The following is an 18,743-nucleotide window of genomic DNA, read 5'->3' as shown; positions in this document are numbered from 1 at the left end:
TTGGCCAACGAATTCCGCCCACTTATTCGTTTACTCAATCGGCAGAACTTGCTCTGCTGCGGCTCAAGGCGACGAGGCAACGCCGCCGTCCACCAATTCCCAATAACGAATTTCCCATGCACGTCCTCCCCACTCGCAAACTTTCCGCTGGCGCCAATATGGCTGTCGATCAACTACTACTGGAGCAATACAGCGAGGCTGACCAGCCACGCTTCCGGCACTACGAGTGGGACCGCCCGGCTTTCACCTTTGGCCGCACCCAGCGTTGGACCGACGCCGAGCAGAGACTCCCCGTTCACACTAGCTGGCGCGAGGCGCATGATCACTTCGCCGACAAGTTTCAGCTCATTCGCCGCTCCACGGGCGGCGGCGTGGTGGATCATCGTGACGACTGGACTTACGCGCTCGTGGTCCCCGCCTCACATGCGCTGGCCAAGCTAAAGGCCGGCGACGCCTATCGCGAAGTCCACAATATCCTTGCCTGGGCGCTCAAGGCGCAGGACGTCGATGCCCGCCTGGCTCCTTGCCCTTGCGATGATTCTGAGAACGTGGCGGATTCAAAAGCCACTTCCGCCTCAGTTTGTTTTCACCAGGCCGAACCAGGCGATGTCATCGACGCCGACGGCGAGAAACTTGCCGGCGCGGCCCAGCGTCGCACCCGCGATGGCCTCCTCATGGAAGGCAGTATCGACCGCGCAACGATACGCGGCATCAATTGGACACGCTTCGAGGCCGACTTTACGGGGGCGCTGGCGGAGTGGCTTGGCGGTTCGTTGGCCAAACAAGGCTTCCCCAAGTGGCCGCAAGGCACCTTGGCCGAGCTCATCGCCCACTACGAATCCCCTGCCTGGAACCAACGCCGCTAGCCAGCCTCCGGCTGGACCGATAGATTTGCGCATTGCGCAAATGCGGAGAGGTAGTGTGGCGTAGAGGCAAAATTACGGAGAGGCAATAAGCCAAAGCTGCGCCCACGTTGAGCGAAGCTCAAAACCAAGGATGCAATGACACGTTGCTTTGCGCAATGCGCAGATCTCTGGATGCAACGGCACGTTGCCTAGGCGAGGGTGGCGGCGCGTTGGCGGTTGATTTCCCACTGGACCGGCTGCCCTCCGATCATGCGGTCGTATTCCGCAATCATGTAGCGCGCCATACGGCGGCACTCGCTGGATAAGGAGCCTGCAATGTGCGGCGTAAGCACCACGTTAGGCAAGGTGTAGAATGGCGACTCAGGAACTGGCGGCTCAGGATAGGTCACATCAAGGACTGCGGTAATGTCCGGCCTTTCCCGCAACGCACCGATCAGCCCATCTTCATCCACTACGGCACCCCGCGCGGTGTTGATGAAGCTAGAATGCGGCTTCATCGAAGCAAAGTGTTCGCGTTTGAGCATGTTCTCGGTTTCGGGGAGCCAGGGAGTGTGGCAGGAAACCACATCCGATTGGGCAAAGACTTCTTCCAGCGAGCACATCTTCACTCCCATTGCACGCGCTTGCTCGGGCTTAACAAAGGGGTCATACGCGACGACTTTGACATCCAACGACTGCAATCGCTCGACGACCAGTCGGCCAATTTGCCCCAACGACAGGAGGCCAACGGTCGTCTCAAACGTGCCGGGCACTAAATCCCGATTGGTCTGCCAAAAGCCGTCATGCCCTTTCTCCCAAATAGCGCGGACGTTGGTCCAGTTGTGCTTCAGGCACATCACCACTTGCGCGAATGTGAACTCCGCCACTGGCAAAGCATTCGCTCCCCAAGCACTAAACAAGCGCACGCCGCTATCCCAGAAAGCATCGGTCGTAAACTGCTTCACCGAACCTGCGGCATAGAAGACTGCCTTGAGGTTTGGCGCATTGGCCATGAACTCTGCGTTCAGGTTAGGCATGCCCCAAGTGCCAAATATATAATCGGCATCGGCGTATACCGAAGGATCGAGCAAGCCATCTGCACTTGTTGGCTTCTGCACTACGCTCATGCGTTCCTCCAGCATTCCGCACTCGGTGTCGCCATAGACAACATCGATTCGATGTGAGTTTCCAGTGATAACTGCCTTCATCATTTTTCGCGACTATGACAAAACAAGCTAGGTAAACGAAGCCGGAAATCATCAAAATTAAAAAATGACGAGTTTACTCGTAAATCAAATTAGCAACCTTACTAGCCCTTCGATAAATAGATAATTCTTCATTATGGGCAACTTTGATAAACCTTGCATGAGACAAGATTACGCAACTATTAGAAGGCAGGCATGGCGCTTTTGATCCTGAGCGGCTTTGCTCCGGGCAAAACTAGCGATTCGTCGCCCAGTAGAGATCACGTTGAATTGAATCTGAGACACAGCACATTTCTATAACTTCGGTCCGCTTGACGAGCGGCGAACAGCTACGGCACTGAGCATGGTCGGTCCACTCTGAGCAATAAATGTAGCTGGACTAACCGTAAAACCACTTCCTAAGTTACGTGTTATGCCATCGAAATCCCCCAACTTCATCTTGATCCTGAATGACGACATGGGCTACTCCGACCTCGGCTGCTACGGCGGCGAAGTCAACACGCCCAGTCTCGATTCCCTCGCCGATGGCGGTCTCCGCTACACTCAGTTTTACAACACCGCTCGCTGCTGCCCCTCCCGCGCGTCCTTGCTGACCGGCCTTCACCCGCATCAGGCCGACGTAGGCCACATGATGGACAACGACGATGTCGATGGCTACTTGGGCGACCTCAATGCGCAGGCCGTCACCATCCCCGAGGCGCTGAAGCCCGCTGGCTACCGCAGCTACATGTCGGGCAAATGGCACGTAACGCGCCACATCGCCAACGACGCGCCCAAGCACAACTGGCCGCTCCAACGCGGCTTCGACGACTTCTTTGGCATGATCGGCGGCGCCGCGAATTTCTGGCAGGTACCCACTCTCGCCGAGGGCAATAACCGCGTCGATCCGCTCGATACGCCCGACGACTTTTTCTTCACTGACGCGATCAGCGACCGCGCGATCCAGCAGATTAAAAATCACGCCACCGACCACTCGGATAAGCCCTTTTTTCAATACGTCGCCTACACCGCGCCACACTGGCCGCTCCACGCGCACGAGGAAGATATCGCCAATTACCAAGGCCGCTTCGACGCTGGTTGGGATCAGCTTCGCGAAGAGCGCCTCCAGCGCATGATCGACATGGGCATCATCGACCCCAGCTGGGACCTCACCGACCGCGACCCCGACGTCGGCCCTTGGGCGGACCAACCTCACCAGGAATGGGAAGCCCGCCGCATGGAAGTCTACGCCGCCCAAATCGAGCGCATGGACCGCGGCATCGGGCGAATCGTTCAATCGCTCAAAGACACTGGCCAATACGAAAACACCGTCATCATCTTCCTCGCCGACAACGGCGGCTGCGCTGAAGAAATCTCCGAAGAATGGGGCAATTGGATGATGGGCAAAAGCATGACCGAGCTCACCCGCGACGGCCGCAAGGTCCGCATCGGCAACGACCCCAGCGTCATGCCCGGTGCCGAAGACACCTACCAGAGCTACGGCGTGCCGTGGGCCAATGTGTCGAACACGCCTTTCCGCCTTTACAAGCACTGGGTGCACGAAGGCGGCATCGCCACGCCGTTCATCGTCCACTGGCCAGCGGGCATCGAGGTCAAGGGCGAGCTCCGCACGCAGTGCGCGCAATTGCCCGATGTCATGGCGACCTTACTCGATTTGGCTGGCGCCGCGTATCCCAACGAACGAGCAGGCTTGGACGTGAAGCCGCTGGAAGGCTTCAGCATCGCGCCGACTTTTAAAGACGAAGACTGCGATCGCGAAGTGCTCTGCTGGGAGCACGAGGGAAACCAAGCCATCCGCCGCGGCAAGTGGAAACTCGTCCTCCGCCACCCGGGCGATTGGGAGCTGTTCGACATGGAAGCCGACCGCACCGAGATGCACGACCGCGCCGCAGAGAATCCCGAGCTCGTTCAGGAATTAGCCGCGCTCTGGCAAGACTGGGCTGACCGCGTTGGCGTGATGGATTGGGACAAGCTCTGCGCGATGCGCGACGCCAAGCAAGGTTGACGCACCCCCGCAGAATGAAAGCCGGGCACGAGGGTCATTAATTCCTGATCGCCTACTGCTAATAGTTCTCCCATTGCCCATAAGTTGAGGTAGACGCGCGGGGGCGGTTTGAAGTAGCTTTAAGTTCCCCTATGCCTGACAACACTCAACTCATCGACCGCATCGTTACCGAAGTCATGTCCCAAATGGGGCAAGGCACCAAGTCGGCTCGCCCGTCCCATGCGCGGGTGGCCCAGTTAACCGCGCCCAAGACGCTGGAGATCAAAAGCTATCCGCTGCGCCCAATCCGCGACGACGAAATGCTCGTCAAGGTGGAGGCATGCGGCGTTTGCGGCACGGACATCCATTGCTACAAGTCGGACCCGTTTGGCATTACGCCCGTAGTGCTCGGGCATGAGGGCACGGGCGTCGTGGTCGAAGTCGGCAGCCAGGTGAAGATCGACAGCGTCGGCAAGCCGGTGAAGCCCGGCGACCACATTGTCACCAGTATTCTGGAAACTTCCGAGGATTGCGGCATCGCCAAATACAACCCGCTCAAGGCCAATCTCTGCGACGATCTCAAGGTCTATGGCCTCCTCCCCGATGAGCCGGATTACCACTTCAACGGCTACTTCGGCGAATACCTGATCATCCGCCCGGGCTCGTCCTTTTTCGTAGTCAACGACATGAGCCTCGACCTACGCGTGTTGATCGAGCCCGCGGCCGTCGTCTGCCACGCACTGGAGCGCGCCAAGTCCTGCGGCGCCACGCTGAATTTCCGCACGCGCGTCATCGTGCAAGGTTGCGGCCCGATCGGCCTAATGATGATCGCCGTGCTGCGCACCTACGGCGTCAACAACATCATCGCCATCGACGGCAACGACTCACGCCTGAAGATCGCCGAGACGATGGGCGCGGACATGACCTTGAACTACACGCAGTTCAGCGGCATCGAAGACCTCGCCGCCAAAGTTAACTCACTGACCAAGGGCCTGGGCGCGCACTTCGGCTTCCAGGTAACGGGGGTGCCTGCCGCCTTTGCCAACCTGTTCCACTGCATCCGCCGCGGCGGCGGCATTTGCGAAGTCGGCCACTTCGTCGACGGCGGCGAATGCGCGATCAACCCGCACCACGACATCTGCAAAAAGGAAATCACCGTGACGGGCAGCTGGGTCTACAACAGCTTCGAATACCCCAACGCCTACCACTTCCTGCAACGCGCCGAACGCATCGGCCTACCAGTCACGAGTCTCATCACCCACAAGTTCCCGCTCGAAGACATCCAACAAGCCTTCGACGTCAACATCCGCCAGGAAAGCATCAAGGCCGTGGTGACGATTTAGAGCATTTTTCATCTAACTTGTGAGACACAACGTGCGTCGAAGCTTTTCAGAAGTGTTCGATTGCTGATTCATTTTTGCAGAACGTGGAGCTCAGGCGCGGCGCGTTAGCGACGTTGACCAGAAGCGACTGGTTAGTGCTTCAGATTGCTTTTTCTACGATTGGGTCTTCCGCGACCATGAATACTACCAAGAGATTGTAGCATAGACAGATCACATTGAATTTTCCGTCTGATCGCTCCCACTGGCAGTATTCAGTTTTCATGTCTGCTCCCTTTACGGTAAAGTCTCCATTTTTTATTATTTCGTTTTCGGCTAGTGGCTTCCATTCGTGAGGTATTGCTTCCCTGTAGGCCTTTAATTGGTCTGAAGATTCGGCAATCATTCCGACTACTGTGCTCTTCTGCGTGGCGATATACATGTTTCCTTCTGGGGGTGCAATGCCCCATTGCCTGATAGCGTTTTCTAGCTCATTCGATTTTGCTTTCGGGATGGTTCCATCATCTCGGTTTCTTAACAAATAGATGACACCAATAATTATGGTGACGGCTGTAATTACTATAATGTATTGTGGCTTCATTTTCTATTACACTAACGCAAAGCTGAGGCAACGTAGTAGGCGCAGCCTACGGAGTTGTCCTCAAGCGGCTTGTTCTGTCATTTTGTTCGTTTTTCAAAGGGTGATCCATTCTTTTCCAAATATACTATCTACAGCCATCTCAATCTCGATTAAATCTGGATCGAATAGGGAATCGCGAAATTCGACTCCATGATGTCTTGCTGCCTTAAACTGTGTATAAGCAATATGAGAAAGGCCAAACAACCCAGCCGCTTAAGTTCTATCAATTTCTTTCTCTCCTTCCATAAATTTAAAGAGCTGATGCAGTTCTTTTTTTAAACTGAGAAATACTCTTCACCTGGGTCATTTGCCATTCTCCCCATAACTGGCAAACTATCTTCCCCAAGATAACCTTTCTGAATTATCGAGGCCTCTAGCTTTTCTCTTTCATTCATATTTTTATAGAACGTCTGAGGTCACACGCGGAGAGTGGCACCAGCCACTCGTAGTTGTGTGCACCGCCTTGTGTGTGCCCGGCATGGGCGCGTTGTGATGGGGTTAGAGTCCCCTGATCCATGAACTCGAACAAACAGAAAGGACTAGCTGATGGCAACTGCGTAATCGTGAGGATACGTGGAAAGGAAGCCTATGGCAATGATATGAGCCTACGGACAGAAACGCGGTATAAGGCCGACTGTGTGGATAAGCTGGCACCACACAGCGAAATCCGGAGTTCAATGCAGGAGTAAACCACGGGGTTGTGCATCGCAACAACGCGTTCTTACCCGGGGAGGCCTCGTGGTCATGCGGTGTCGGTTTCAATCGACCAGCAAACCATCGCGGTTGTGGCGGCAACGTCATGATTGTATCACGAGGAGTCAGCCGAGATCATAGTAGCTGCCGGAACCAAGCCAGGAGTAGCCGCCGACGGGTGACCCGTCCGGTGAAGGATCTGGAAGCCTTGTCCGCGGTGAAGGATCGAACCGGAGGGGTGGCAAGTGACTGTCAGAATCTCTGCTTGCAGGCGACTCTGACACGGAGAACTAATGCCGCTTTATTCCTTGGAACCGTCCGGAGCCGCCGGATACGGACCCGTATGTCCGGTGGTGTGGGAGCGGGGGGGGCAGCGATGGCCCTCGCTACCCGATTCGAGTCTTACTCGCTTGGATTCAATAATTTAGAAGTAGCTTCCATCGAAATAGAAACATCAAAGTAAAGTGTAATTTTTTTCTCTCCAATCTTGCATACCATAACATCGCATGGACGACCTTCAGATGTCTTTCCTAGTGATTGTGAAATTAACTGGGCGCCAATATTGCCGAGTATGTCGTATTCTTCATGGACAGAAATTACTTTCCATGGGGAATCTGGACTTAGGCCGGTTCCGGAACTTGTTATAGAGTGAATAAGACCAAGCTTTATGAAGTAGTGCTTAATGCTACCTGAGAAATCACCTTTCGTTTCTAAGAAATGCGAATACCAACCCTGCATCTGAATGTCGACGGGAACTTTCTCGAGCCACTTCTCGGCAAGTTTCATTCCTTCTTCAATTTTCCCTTCGTCCCACAAGTCAGTGATGGCTTCCCTGTCTTTGTCCATCCGCCACATTGGCGAGTAGCCGTCCGTTTGGGCGTAGTCCATACGGATTTTTGTGAAGTCTTGCGCACAAAGACTACAGGTCGCGAAAAGAAGGAATATGTATGCTACGAATTTCATACTATTTTTTATTTATCGAACGATAAGCTCTGGCGCGCCGTTAGGCGTTGTCCAGAAGCGACTTGTTATGAGTTCCTATCCCAGTAGTTGTAGGAGACTTGCTCATCTGTGCCCCACACAATTTCAATCTCACGCGGCGTAGTCGAGTAACTTCTGTCGTCCTCGATGAGTTCCCTCCATGCTTGGTCTTTTTTATCATTGGACTTGGGGCTTCTGACGTTCGCAGAAAATCGCTCTTCCATTACTCCAAATTCTTTGAAGTTCAGCTGTGCCTGCCAAAGTGAAGGTTTGTTTGCTCCTCCTTCTAACCAAGGATCAGCTTCTTGAACGGAATCATCTTCCCAGTAGCATATGGGGCAAATTTCGTAATTCCCTTTTTCTTCTATGGTCATGTAACCGCAGCAAGCGCAAGTAGCCATCTGGGATTTTCTCCATTTCCATTTCATAACAAGGTATTAGTGCATTTTGCGATATTGTATGTGTACTGTGGGTAGTAAACGGCATTGTGTCAATAAAAGCTTAAAATGCTAATGCGCTATTCTTCTGATAAAGCGTGTTCGTCATTTTACGCTATTATGATTCAGTTGCCGATTGAGATCTACAAAAGCTACCTGGAGCGATTAGGAGAACTGGGCATCACGAGTCATCAGAGGGTGCATTTTGTGAAGTAGGTGACATAGCGCCATTCGGGTTAAACGTAGATTTCAAATATTGACCACTGCCAATGTATCGAGGAGGAGGTCAATGGGGCAGTTTTGAAGTGGATCTCTGCCACGAAGCCATCAACCCGATTTTTGACGTTCGGTGATGTCACCAAGGGTGCGGTTCATTTTCCGCACCTGTGATTTCGAGGTAGCGGTCAGCGTCCCCGCTGGCCATGCTGCATGCTTGGCTAGATTGAGTCGGTCCGCGCTAAGCGTTTAGCCGCTATGCGCGTTAGTTTTTCAACCCCTTTCATTTGGTTCCAATCCTTGGCCAGCGAGGACGCTGGCCGCTACCTCAGTCAGATTTTTTAAATGGCACTACGGAGCGGTGGCTTGCCTGGGTGGGCGGTCAAGGGTGTTTTTCAATTCCCACACCTGTGTTTTCAAAAAGAACCGCTGCTGTACTAGAGCAACAACAGTGGCTGTACTTGCTCGATAACCGATGCTGTACTGGGGAAAGAACCGAGCGGTTCTTTTCGAGTTTCCTACTAAGGCTTTTCGGCAACAACCGTATAGGCTTTGGCCAGTTTCCTACGTAGGCTTTTCCGAGTTTCCTACGTAGGCTTTTTCGGGGCATGGTGTGCGGGTGCGGATGCCCCTGTGTATGTTGCTATGACTCAGTGCTTTGAGGCCTGGTCGAGCTCCATCATGCAAAACAGAGCTTCCATCGGTGGAAGCTCTCTTCGCTGATGCATTTCTGGTCGGCGCTGCTCAATAAGTGGATCTTTGCTTCGCTCGTGTATCGAATGCTTTTCTGGAGTTGTTCTCTTCTAATGCGCCAAACAAAGGATTCAACCTGTCCAAGGTTTGGGAGCACCTCAGTCTGAATTTGGTTTCTTGAATAAACAAGACACAAGACCTCCCCTACTCGGACTAGTAGTCCGAGCCTCCCCTCCTTAGCAAGGAGGGGAGCTTTAACCAAAGGGAAACGCGAACGTAGCCTAGAGCTTGGCCACGGCGGCGCGCATGAGCTTCTGGACTTCGGCCGGGTTGGCTTTGCCCTTGGTCGCTTTCATGACCGGGCCAATGAGCGAGTTCAGCGCCTTGTCGTTGCCGTCCTTAAACTGGCTGATCGCCTTTTCGTGCTTCGGGTCGGCGACTATTTCAGCTATGATCTTCTCCAGCTCGCCGCTGTCGTTGTCCGCCTTGAGGCCCTTTTCTTCAACGATCACCGCGGGCATCTTGCCGCTGACCATCATCTCCGGCCAGACTTCCTTGTTCGCAATCTGCTTGGTCAGCACGCCCTCTTCGGTCAGCACGACGAGCTCGGCCACGTGGGCCGGAGTAATCGGCACCGCGCTGAGCGATTGACGGCCCTCGCCTTCGGCGGCAGAGAGGTCGCGGATCAGCTCGTTGACCACGAGGTTGGCGACGGCCTTGGCTTCGCCCTTGCCCTTGGTCAGCGCGAGCGCTTCTTCAAAGAATTCCGCCAGCTCACGGTCCGGGCAGAGCACGGAGGTGATGGTGTAAGGCAGGTCCAGCTTTTCCATGTAGCGGCGCTGGCGGTCGAACGGCATTTCCGGCAGGCCGGCGCGAATCTTCTCCACCTGCTCGGCGGGGATGGTCACGGGCATGAGGTCCGGATCCGGGAAGTAGCGGTAGTCGTGGCTCTCTTCCTTCATGCGCATGGACTCGGTTTCCTGCTTGTCCGGGTCCCAGCGGCGCGTTTCCTGAACGATCTCTTCGTAGCCCGTGGTCTTGGCGCGGATTTGGCGCTTGATCTCATAAACGACCGCGTTGCGGACGCCGGAGATCGTGTTCATGTTCTTGAGCTCGACCTTGGTGCCCAGCGTATTGCTGCCCTTGGGGCGGATGGAAATGTTGGCGTCACAGCGCATCTGGCCCTTTTCCATGTCGCAGTCGGACAGGCCAGCGGTGACGATCATGTTGCGCAGCGCGGTCATGAACGCGAAAACCTCGTCGGCCGAATACAGGTTGGGCTCGGTGACGATTTCGCACAGCGGCGCGCCGGCGCGGTTGTAGTCCACGAGGCTATCGTTGGCGGAGTGCGTGAGCTTACCCACGTCTTCTTCCAGGTGAATGCGGGTCAGCTCGACCATGCGGTGGTCGCCCATGACGTTGCGCGAGGCACCGAGCATCTCGATCTCGACTTCGCCGCCGATGCATATCGGCTGGTCAAACTGCGAGAGCTGGTAGTTCTTCGGGCTGTCCGGGTAGAAATAGTTTTTGCGGTCCCACTTGCAGGTCTCGGCGATTTTGCAGCCGAGGATCAGGCCCATCTGCACGGTCTTGTGGACGGCCTCCTTGTTCATGACTGGCAGCGTGCCCGGCAGGCCCATGATGACGGGGTTCGTCAGCGTGTTGGGCTCGTGACCATACTCGTAGCCGACGCGCGTAAACATCTTCGAGCGCGTTTTCAGCTGCACGTGCACTTCCAGACCTATGACCGGTTCGTATTCCATGGGCGTAAATTCAAAACGTTCTTTTCAAAAGGCAAAGCGAAATTCCGTCGTTTCCCTAAACGACTTTGCGGAAATAATAGACTGACAGCCCCAGCATCAGCACAAAGGGCAGCCAAACGGCGATCTCCAGCGGCATGATTCCCTGCGATCCCAGCAGGCGCAGCACCTCGCTCAAGGCGAAAAACAGGGCAAAGAATCCCAGTGACTTCGACACGCCGACCACGGGATTAACCCGTACCCCGGCGACCGCAAACGGGATTGCAATGCCGACCATGACCAGGCAAACCAACGGCTGCGACAGGATGCGCTGCTGGCGGAGCTGATAGGTCGTCATTTTGGGGTTGTCCTCGCTGGAAAGCGCCATCAGCCGCTGAATTTCATTAAGCGAAAGTTTGTCGGGGTCGTCGTTGAGCGCCTTCATCAGCCACGGGTCCTCCGTCAGCTCCGGGTATTCTTTTCGCTCGAAGCCCAGCGAACGGTAGGACTCGCCGGTCTGCGGATCGAAGAGCATTTCACGGCCATTGATGAACACCCATTGCCCGTCCACATCGTCAAAGTAGGCCTCATCGGCCATCAAGCGTCGGGTCTCACGGCCGTCTTCGTCGCGCTCATAAACGCTCACGCCAAAGCCATCGTAGCTAAACTCGCTAAAGCGGTTGATGAACCAAATGCGGTTCTCCGCCCGGTTGTCGAAGGACAGCAGGCGCACCGTGCCGACATGCTTCGGCCCCTGGACCTCGGCCTGGTGCTGCAAGCGCCAGTTATTGAGCATCAAACGGCTTTGCTCGATGGAATCCGGCACCACTTTCGCGTTCAGGGCAAACAGGACCACCGTGAGCAGCGCGCCCGAGATCCACAGCGAGCGCGTGATCGTAAACAGATGCAGACCGCTCGCGCGCATGGCCGTAATTTCGTTGTTCCGGTGCAGGTTGCCCAAGGTAAACAGAATCGAGATCAGCAAGGAAATCGGCAAGACCAGCGGCATAAAGCTGGGCGTCAGGTACAGGTAATACTTCAGGATTTCAAACGACGACGCGCCCCAGCGAATGTAGTCCTGCATGTCGTCCTGCACATCAGCCAGCAGCAACACGCCCACCAGTGCCGCCACGGCCATGATGAACGCTTTCAACCACTCAAAGAAAATATACCGGTCGAGCATCCGCCAACCCTTCACACTCCCCTCCCATTTCGCAACCCCAAAGCAGCGTGCCGCTGCACCCGGAAATTTACACTGGGCGCCAATGAGAGGCGATTAATTTGAAGGACGAGAGGCATGCGTGTTACAGTAACTCCGCAGCATCCGTTTACTCGGAGACCGAACTAAAATGTCCTCAGTATTCGCTCGAAGCAGAATCCAGCACTGACATTGTTAATGATTATCTCGTCCCTTTCCTTTCGCGCCTTTACGCGCACCGCCCACGCCCTTTGCCTATGCATCGCCGCCGTGCAAACCTTTGCCGCTGCTCCGGTGAATCGCACTGCCAGTGCTCAGATTGAATCCATCGAAAAGGCGCTCAACGTCGTCCCCCACCCGGGGCATGCCACGCGGCCGATCAGTCCTCGCTATGAGATGATCGCCGACAGCCAGCGCATCGATGTTCGCGACGGGCGCTTTGATTTCGACGAGGCCATGTTCTCGATGGGCGACTCCCCTATCGAGGTGACCATCTACGTAAAGGACGACTTTACCGACTTCACGCTCAAGCCCGACCGCCACGGCATCGACGTTGAAAAAACCAACCAGCGCCTGACCTTCACGCTGTTCGAACCCAATAACCTCGTGCTACAAATCCCCGGTCAAAAGCCGCTGGCCATTCACGTAACGCCCAAAGAGGTCAACCCGCCCAGCGCCGAGGATGCCGATGTGATTTATTTCGGCCCTGGCGTAACGACCGCCGGCGTCATTCAGCCCAAGAGCGGGCAGACGGTTTACCTCGCGCCCGGCGCCGTTGTCAAAGGCCGCATCGAGGCGACCGGCGTTAAGGATGTAAAACTGCTCGGCCGCGGCATCCTCGAAACCGAAGGTTACGCGCTGCGCGATGAGAAGAAGCACGGCATCCTCTTCGACCAATGCGAGAACATCTACGTCGAGGGCATCGGCGTGCGCAGTTGGGACACCTGGTGGCAGATCCTTTTCCTCAACACCATCGACTCCGAAGTCGCGCACATCAACGTATATGGTGTGGGCGTGAATACCGACGGCGTGGACATCGATGCGGTGAAGAATTTTGTCGTCCGCGACAGCTTTTTACGGGTGGAAGATGACGGCCTTGGTTGGCATTCGCTCGACGCTGAAACCAACGGCGAGCTAATCACTGAAAACGTCCTCGCCGACAACCTCGTCATCTGGAACACGCGCTGGGGCAACGGCATTCGCATTGGCGCATCGATGGAAGCCCAACTCTGGCGAAACATCACAATCCGCAACGTGGACATCCTCATGCACAACCTTGCCGGCATCTACAGCGACTACTCCGACTGGGCTTGGATGCAAAACCTGCGCTTTGAAAACATGACCATCGAAAAGTCCAGCAACCCCATCGATTTCAAGATTGGCCAAAGCAGATACAGCAACAGCACAGGCTATCTCAGCGAGTATGGCCACTTCGACGGCCTCCTCTTTGACAACATCACCATGACCGGCGGCACGATCCGCCTCAGCGGCTACGACTCCAAACACCGCATCAACGCCGTGCGCTTCAACAACTGCATCAAGGGTGGGCAACCAGTCAAATCCATGAGCGATATCTCGATTAACCAGTTCGTGACCGACGTCGCGTTCAACGAGCCCTTGCCGCAGATCCGCACTGTCGCGCCCGGCATCTTTGAAGCTGAAGACCAGGAGTCCCGCGTCAGCGGCGGCGCCCAATTCATTCACGATCATTCAACGGCCAGCCAGGGGCGCTCCCGCTTTTTCCTACCGCGCGAAGCGGGTGCTATGATCGAACACGATTTCGAAGCCGACGCCGGCGACTACACACTGAGCCTCACGCTTGGCACCAACCCGCAAGGCGGCCAAGTCGAAGTGCGCCTCAACGATCAGGTCATTAACTCTGGCCTCGACCTCAGCAGCCTCAGCTCCGGCCTGGATACAGTCAATCTTGGCAACGTCACCATTGCCCAACCCGGCGTTCAAACGCTACGCCTGACTTACCTCGGCACGCCTGACTCCAGTCAGACAACGAAGCTGATGCTCGACACCATCGAGCTCCAGCCGAACTAAGTTCCGTCCGACAAAAAGCGCCAGACATTCGCCTGGCGCTCGAAAATAAACATCCCTGCCTCCCCGCTTTGCCGCAATGCGGCAAACTATGGGTGCAGCGGCACGCTGCCTAAAGTTTAGTGCCTTTGGCGTCGGTGCCGCAGAGCGATACTTCCATGCCCATTTGCTTGGCCAGCTCGGCCTTGGCGTAGAGGCAGTTGTCGGCCTGCTTCGCGGACTCGGCGTAGGCTACATTGATGTGGTTCGCCTTGTGACGGGCCATCATCTGATCACGGCTGACACCATAAGTCACGGCGTGCATGATCGGCCACTGCGGCGTTGTTTCGTCGAGGCGACGCTGCGTCTCGGCTTCCGGCAGTTCGATCACCTTCGCGCGACCGAGGTCCATCTTCAGCTTGCCTTCTTCAATGAAGATACGGCTCCAAACGATTTCACCGGGCTTGGCCACGCCGTGGAGCGTGCTGCCGCCGAGCGGGAAATACATGTCAGGCTGACGATAGCCATGACTGCCCTTCCAGCCGCCCACGTGGTGCTCGACCGGCGCGGAACCGCTGATCAGGAACACCCACACGTATTCGTCGGTCGTGCCAGACTGATCCCAATCGCCCCAACGCAAGTCGTGCAGCGTGGTCTCGGTCGGCTGCTTGAGGGCGGTGTGCACACGCTTGGTCATCAGCGCATCGAGGCCGCAGCATTCGTCGACTTCGTTAAAGTGCGGATAGGTTTCGCCGGCCTTGATGACCTCGCCCTTTGCATTCTTAACTGGCGGACGATCGGTGCTGTTGAGCATGCCTTCCACGAGGTCCGACGCGGGGCAAATATCTTTCAAGCCCTGTTGGTATTGGATGCCGATTGCGTCGCAGCCGAAGCGGTCGCCGATGCGGCAGGCGGCAATGTACATTTTGCACTGCTCAAGCACCTGCTTCTTGGTCAGGTCCTTCTTGCCGTTCTTACCAAAGTGGAACGTGAAGCCGCGGCCTTCGATGAACGCAAAGACCTCTTCAGCCTCCTTGTTGGTGACGGTCTGCATTTCGGCAAAAAGCGCGCTCTGACTGAGCTGCTCCTTGTAAACGCCGGTCTGGAAGAGCAGTTCATCTGGGATCATGGCGTTATACATGCCCATACAATACTCATCAAAGACGCCCATGATCGCCTTGTTGGTATCGAGGTCCTTGGCGATCTTTTCGGCAATCTTCTTGGCGCGAGCCGGCGTCGTGCGGCCGGTGTATTTCTTCACATGCGCGGTCGGGTGCTTGACCACACCGGTCTTCAGCCAACCAGCGAGGTTCTTTTGGAAGGCCTTGTCTTCGCTGAAGTTTTCGCTCCACAGCGTGGAGTATTCAACGCCCGCCTTGGTCAGCGAGCCATTGAGGTTGAGCATGCCAACGAGGCCCGGCCAAGTGCCACTCCAGTTGGCCACGGTCAAAATCGGGCCCTGGTGCGAGATCAAGCCTGCCAGCAGGTGGTGCGAGTACTGCCAAACTGCTTCAGCTACGATGAGCGGCGCCTTGCGGTCAATCTTGGCAAAAATATCCATACCCTGGCGCTGACTTTGAATAAATCCGTGCTTTTCTTCGGGATTATATTCGTGCGCGCGCTTGATTTTTCCGCCGAGCGACTCCACAACGGCCGCCAGCTCCTTTTCCATTTTATCCTGCTCTTCCCAGCAATTCTGGTTGGCAGATAAGCGAAGGTCGCCGTTCGCGACCAGATAGACAGTCTTTTTCTTGGGCATAAGTTTTCGGGTTTTATTGGTTATTCAAACAACGTTTACGCCAGCAAAGCAGAACCGCTTAAAATTGCAAAAAAAATCCATGCTACAACCGCCCACAATGCCTGTCTAAAACAAGGACATTCTTGATCTTTAACGTGGCCCTCGCCCCCGCCTTGGCTATCGTTCCCCTAACCTGTAACCCATGCCCGACGACCTCCGCGCCGAAGAAGATGCCTGGATCCGAGCCGCCCAAGCCGGCGATGCGGACGCCTTTGGCCATCTCTTCCGTCGCTACCACGAGCGCACCGTCCGCACGCATTTAGCCATGATGGGCAGCGAGGCCGAGGCCCGCGAAGTCGCCCAGCAAGCTTGGATCAAGGCGTGGCAAAAAATCGACCGCTACAATTTCGAATCCTCCTTCAGCACCTGGCTGCACCGCATCGGCGTCAATACCGCGCTCGACGCCATTCGCGCCCGCAAGCGCAACCACCAACGCGGCACCGCCATCGAGGAGATCGAGGAAAAGCCATCCCACGCACCCACCCCGGCCAAGCAAACCCAGCTCAATGAACAATGGCGCGAGATGCTGGCCGCCCTTGACCAGCTCCCTGAAGACCAAAGAAGCGCGCTTGTTTTACGCGAGCTGAAGGGGTATAGTTATCAAGAAATCGCCGACGCCACTGGTGTAAAAACCGGCACCGTGATGTCCCGCCTGCACGCCGCCCGCCAAAAACTCGCCACACTTTGGAGCTCAAACTCATGACCGCCCGCACCCTCATCACCACCCTCCTGCTGCTCGCCTTCGGACTCGCGCCCTCGTTCTCCCAAGCGCAAAGCCCGGCCAAGATCGAAGTCCTCCTCGTCATGGCGTCCAACTCCGGCCAGGGCGTCGACGCACAGCTCAAGCCCTACGCTGGCAATTTGCAGCGACTCTTCCGCTTCAACACCTATCAACTCAAAGACCGCAAGGTGCTCGACATGACTGCGCCCGGCGGCCGCAACACCAATCTTTACGGCGGCACCGACCTCCAGCTCGGCGCCGAAGCCGTCAGCGACGGCAAGCTCCCCATCAACCTCGACTGGCGTCGCGGCAAAGAAAAACTCCTGCGCACCATGGTCCGCCTAAACCCGAACACACCCGCCATCCTCGGCGGCCCCCAGAGCACCAACAACACCGGCACCTATTTGCTGATTGTGCGCTGGGTCAACTAGCTTTTCACCAACCGCCAGTTCAGGCCGAAACGCTCCAGGTATTTCTTCAAACGGTTGGCGTCGTTCGCGCTCGCCTTCCGCAAACGCGACACCTGAAACAAGCGACGCCCGGCATCGGAAAGCGTCTCGCATTCGCGGCAGATATTTACCGTTTCCCGCAAGCTGACTTGGTCAAATAAATCGATTTCCTCGAGTTGCTTCGCCGTCAGCAAGCCAGCCAACGCATCGTCCACCGCAGACTCGGCGCGCCATTGCTCACGCAGCCGTTCGAGCTCACGCCTGACCACATCCTCGTTGATCCGCCGCGAACCGGCCAACGTCGCCATGCGCGTAATCGAGCTGGATAGATCCCGAAAATTGCCCGCCCACTTACTTTCGCTGCTCTGCGCAAAATCCAGATACACGCGGTAGGCTTCCTTATTAAAACGCACCTTCCGACCATGCTCCTCCTCAAAGCGACGACACTCAAACTCTACGTTCGGCTCCACGTCCTCACGCCGCTCCGCCAAGCCCGGCAGCGCGTAGGTCCACAAGTTGATACGCGCCAATAAGTCCGAGCGAAACGCCCCCTCCGCAACAGATTCGGAGAGATCACGATTCGTGCCGGCGATCAGTTGAAAGTCGCTTTCCGTTTCCGTATCCGCGCCCATCGGCCGAAAGCGTTTTTCCTCGATTGCATGCAGCAGCATGGCCTGCTCATCCAAGCCGAGCTCCCCAATCTCATCGAGAAACACAATGCCGCCATCGGCCGACTTGAGCAGGCCCGCGCGCTCCACGTTCGCGCCAGTAAAGGCGCCCTTCGTGTGCCCAAACAAAGCCGCCATTGCGGCGTCGCCACGCAGCGTCCCGCAGTTCACGGAAACTAGCTGCCCCTTCACCTGACGCCGCGCTCGCTTGAGCGCATAGATACGCTTGGCGAGCTGCGTCTTGCCGGAGCCCGTCGGGCCCATGATCAGGATGGGCGAACGTGAGTTGATGGCCACGCGCTCGATCTCTTCGATCATCGCATTGAACTTCGCATTGCGCGTATTGATGCCCCCTTTCAGGAACGCCAGCCCTTCCTCCGCCTGCTGCTGAAAGCGCGCCGCAATCGAATCGTAGCGCGACAGGTCCAGGTCGATAATTTTATATTCGCCTACAGAGATGTTCTTACGGCCTCGCGGCGCGGTTTGAATCAGCGCCCCGGGCAGATTGCGAGATTCAGCCAATAGGAACCAACATATTTGGGCGACGTGCGTTCCAGTGGTCAGATGGACCAAGTAACGCTCTTCGTCATTGTTGAATTCATACGCCCGGCAAAAATCAAGCAGCTTACCGTAGACCTCCTCAAAGTCCCAGGGGTCATCCCAATCGATCACCGACTGAACCACCGACGATTCCGGAGATAGTTGAGCAATGTCCCTGCTCACGATCGACGCCAACTGCTTCCCCTTAGTAGTATGAATCAGCTCCAAGCGATCGACAACCAAGTCATCATGCTGAAAGAGCGACAATGTCGGCCGCCAACGACTCCAGCGCTCAGAGGGTTTGGCGTTGTCCATCGTCGTCCCCAGCAAACTGATAACCACGGTCTTCATGTCGCCAGAATGACCGCACCAGCCCAATCCTCAAGCGTAATTCTTATCTTAATGGATAATCTATTTCTAAATCCACCACACCTCCAAATAACTCAAAAGCTAGCCTTAAATATTTTAATATTTTTCTTTTCATTGATTATGAATGACTAACAAAACCATCGACCACTCAAAAAACCGCGTTGGCACGCCGCCTGTTAAATAGTCTGCAATTGGCGAAACTCATTTTCGCATTCACGAACAA

General features: G+C 55.8%; 13 protein-coding genes and 1 pseudogene. 6 read left to right on the top strand and 8 right to left on the bottom strand.

The window, feature by feature from the left end; genetic code table 11:
* Positions 1–116: 116 nt before the first annotated feature.
* Entirely contained in the window at positions 117–866 is a 750-nt protein-coding gene (locus RBB62_RS11215) for a lipoate--protein ligase family protein (RefSeq protein WP_309398934.1), read from the top strand.
* A 188-nt stretch (positions 867–1,054) separates the two neighbouring features.
* Here the strand turns inward: RBB62_RS11215 and RBB62_RS11210 are convergent, their stop codons facing one another.
* Positions 1,055–2,056: a hydroxyacid dehydrogenase gene (locus tag RBB62_RS11210; protein ID WP_309398933.1), complete on the bottom strand. Its 1,002-nt coding sequence runs from the start codon at positions 2,054–2,056 to the stop codon at positions 1,055–1,057.
* A gap of 406 nt (positions 2,057–2,462) precedes the next feature.
* On the opposite strand from RBB62_RS11210, the gene RBB62_RS11205 reads away from it, so the two are divergent.
* The gene (locus RBB62_RS11205; RefSeq protein ID WP_309398931.1) at positions 2,463–4,055 is read left to right on the top strand and encodes an arylsulfatase; all 1,593 of its coding nucleotides are present in this window, start codon (positions 2,463–2,465) and stop codon (positions 4,053–4,055) included.
* A gap of 131 nt (positions 4,056–4,186) precedes the next feature.
* Positions 4,187–5,377 (top strand): zinc-dependent alcohol dehydrogenase, encoded by a 1,191-nt coding sequence (locus RBB62_RS11200; protein WP_309398930.1) that lies wholly within the window; start codon positions 4,187–4,189, stop codon positions 5,375–5,377.
* 139 nt (positions 5,378–5,516) lie between these two features.
* On the opposite strand, the gene RBB62_RS11195 is transcribed toward RBB62_RS11200, so the two are convergent.
* From RBB62_RS11195 to RBB62_RS11175, 5 genes and pseudogenes are all read right to left on the bottom strand, one after another.
* Complete coding sequence (locus RBB62_RS11195; protein WP_309398929.1) at positions 5,517–5,954, bottom strand: hypothetical protein; 438 nt, start codon at positions 5,952–5,954, stop codon at positions 5,517–5,519.
* 1,134 nt (positions 5,955–7,088) lie between these two features.
* Positions 7,089–7,649 (bottom strand): DUF4919 domain-containing protein, encoded by a 561-nt coding sequence (locus RBB62_RS11190; RefSeq protein ID WP_309398928.1) that lies wholly within the window; start codon positions 7,647–7,649, stop codon positions 7,089–7,091.
* 167 nt (positions 7,650–7,816) lie between these two features.
* Positions 7,817–8,068 (bottom strand): annotated as a pseudogene (locus RBB62_RS11185) (CPCC family cysteine-rich protein); the annotation flags it as partial.
* 1,226 nt (positions 8,069–9,294) lie between these two features.
* A complete protein-coding gene (gene gatB / locus RBB62_RS11180; protein ID WP_309398926.1) occupies positions 9,295–10,776 on the bottom strand; it encodes an Asp-tRNA(Asn)/Glu-tRNA(Gln) amidotransferase subunit GatB in 1,482 nt (493 codons plus the stop codon).
* Positions 10,777–10,831: 55 nt separating this feature from the next.
* On the bottom strand, positions 10,832–11,935 hold the full coding sequence (locus RBB62_RS11175; protein WP_309398925.1) for an LptF/LptG family permease: 1,104 nt from the start codon (positions 11,933–11,935) through the stop codon (positions 10,832–10,834).
* Positions 11,936–12,148: 213 nt separating this feature from the next.
* Here RBB62_RS11175 and RBB62_RS11170 point away from each other — a divergent pair, with 213 nt between their 5' ends.
* Positions 12,149–13,999: a glycoside hydrolase family protein gene (locus RBB62_RS11170; RefSeq protein ID WP_309398924.1), complete on the top strand. Its 1,851-nt coding sequence runs from the start codon at positions 12,149–12,151 to the stop codon at positions 13,997–13,999.
* 109 nt (positions 14,000–14,108) lie between these two features.
* Here the strand turns inward: RBB62_RS11170 and RBB62_RS11165 are convergent, their stop codons facing one another.
* A complete protein-coding gene (locus RBB62_RS11165) occupies positions 14,109–15,734 on the bottom strand; it encodes a hypothetical protein (RefSeq protein WP_309398923.1) in 1,626 nt (541 codons plus the stop codon).
* A 181-nt stretch (positions 15,735–15,915) separates the two neighbouring features.
* Here RBB62_RS11165 and RBB62_RS11160 point away from each other — a divergent pair, with 181 nt between their 5' ends.
* Together RBB62_RS11160 and RBB62_RS11155 are read left to right on the top strand one after the other, a co-directional pair.
* Positions 15,916–16,476, top strand: a complete 561-nt coding sequence (locus RBB62_RS11160) for an RNA polymerase sigma factor (RefSeq protein ID WP_309398921.1) — start codon at positions 15,916–15,918, stop codon at positions 16,474–16,476.
* Positions 16,473–16,925 (top strand): hypothetical protein, encoded by a 453-nt coding sequence (locus RBB62_RS11155; protein ID WP_309398920.1) that lies wholly within the window; start codon positions 16,473–16,475, stop codon positions 16,923–16,925. Before RBB62_RS11160 ends, RBB62_RS11155 begins: the two co-directional genes overlap by 4 nt.
* Here the strand turns inward: RBB62_RS11155 and rtcR are convergent.
* The gene (rtcR, locus tag RBB62_RS11150) at positions 16,922–18,502 is read right to left on the bottom strand and encodes an RNA repair transcriptional activator RtcR (RefSeq protein ID WP_309398918.1); all 1,581 of its coding nucleotides are present in this window, start codon (positions 18,500–18,502) and stop codon (positions 16,922–16,924) included. The two genes, RBB62_RS11155 and rtcR, sit on opposite strands and share 4 nt — an antisense overlap.
* Positions 18,503–18,743 lie beyond the last annotated feature (241 nt).

Source organism: Cerasicoccus maritimus (assembly GCA_031296935.1).
Classification (GTDB): domain Bacteria; phylum Verrucomicrobiota; class Verrucomicrobiia; order Opitutales; family Cerasicoccaceae; genus Cerasicoccus; species Cerasicoccus maritimus.
This window is presented reverse-complemented; position numbering and strand designations above follow the sequence as displayed.

Bases quoted from the DNA above. Each gene is read 5' to 3' on its own strand.
- RBB62_RS11215 (WP_309398934.1), top strand. From the start codon at position 117: ATGCACGTCCTCCCCACTCGCAAACTTTCCGCTGGCGCCAATATGGCT.
- RBB62_RS11210 (WP_309398933.1), bottom strand. From the start codon at position 2,056: ATGATGAAGGCAGTTATCACTGGAAACTCACATCGAATCGATGTTGTC.
- RBB62_RS11205 (WP_309398931.1), top strand. From the start codon at position 2,463: ATGCCATCGAAATCCCCCAACTTCATCTTGATCCTGAATGACGACATG.
- RBB62_RS11200 (WP_309398930.1), top strand. From the start codon at position 4,187: ATGCCTGACAACACTCAACTCATCGACCGCATCGTTACCGAAGTCATG.
- RBB62_RS11195 (WP_309398929.1), bottom strand. From the start codon at position 5,954: ATGAAGCCACAATACATTATAGTAATTACAGCCGTCACCATAATTATT.
- RBB62_RS11190 (WP_309398928.1), bottom strand. From the start codon at position 7,649: ATGAAATTCGTAGCATACATATTCCTTCTTTTCGCGACCTGTAGTCTT.
- gatB (WP_309398926.1), bottom strand. From the start codon at position 10,776: ATGGAATACGAACCGGTCATAGGTCTGGAAGTGCACGTGCAGCTGAAA.
- RBB62_RS11175 (WP_309398925.1), bottom strand. From the start codon at position 11,935: ATGCTCGACCGGTATATTTTCTTTGAGTGGTTGAAAGCGTTCATCATG.
- RBB62_RS11170 (WP_309398924.1), top strand. From the start codon at position 12,149: ATGATTATCTCGTCCCTTTCCTTTCGCGCCTTTACGCGCACCGCCCAC.
- RBB62_RS11165 (WP_309398923.1), bottom strand. From the start codon at position 15,734: ATGCCCAAGAAAAAGACTGTCTATCTGGTCGCGAACGGCGACCTTCGC.
- RBB62_RS11160 (WP_309398921.1), top strand. From the start codon at position 15,916: ATGCCCGACGACCTCCGCGCCGAAGAAGATGCCTGGATCCGAGCCGCC.
- RBB62_RS11155 (WP_309398920.1), top strand. From the start codon at position 16,473: ATGACCGCCCGCACCCTCATCACCACCCTCCTGCTGCTCGCCTTCGGA.
- rtcR (WP_309398918.1), bottom strand. From the start codon at position 18,502: ATGAAGACCGTGGTTATCAGTTTGCTGGGGACGACGATGGACAACGCC.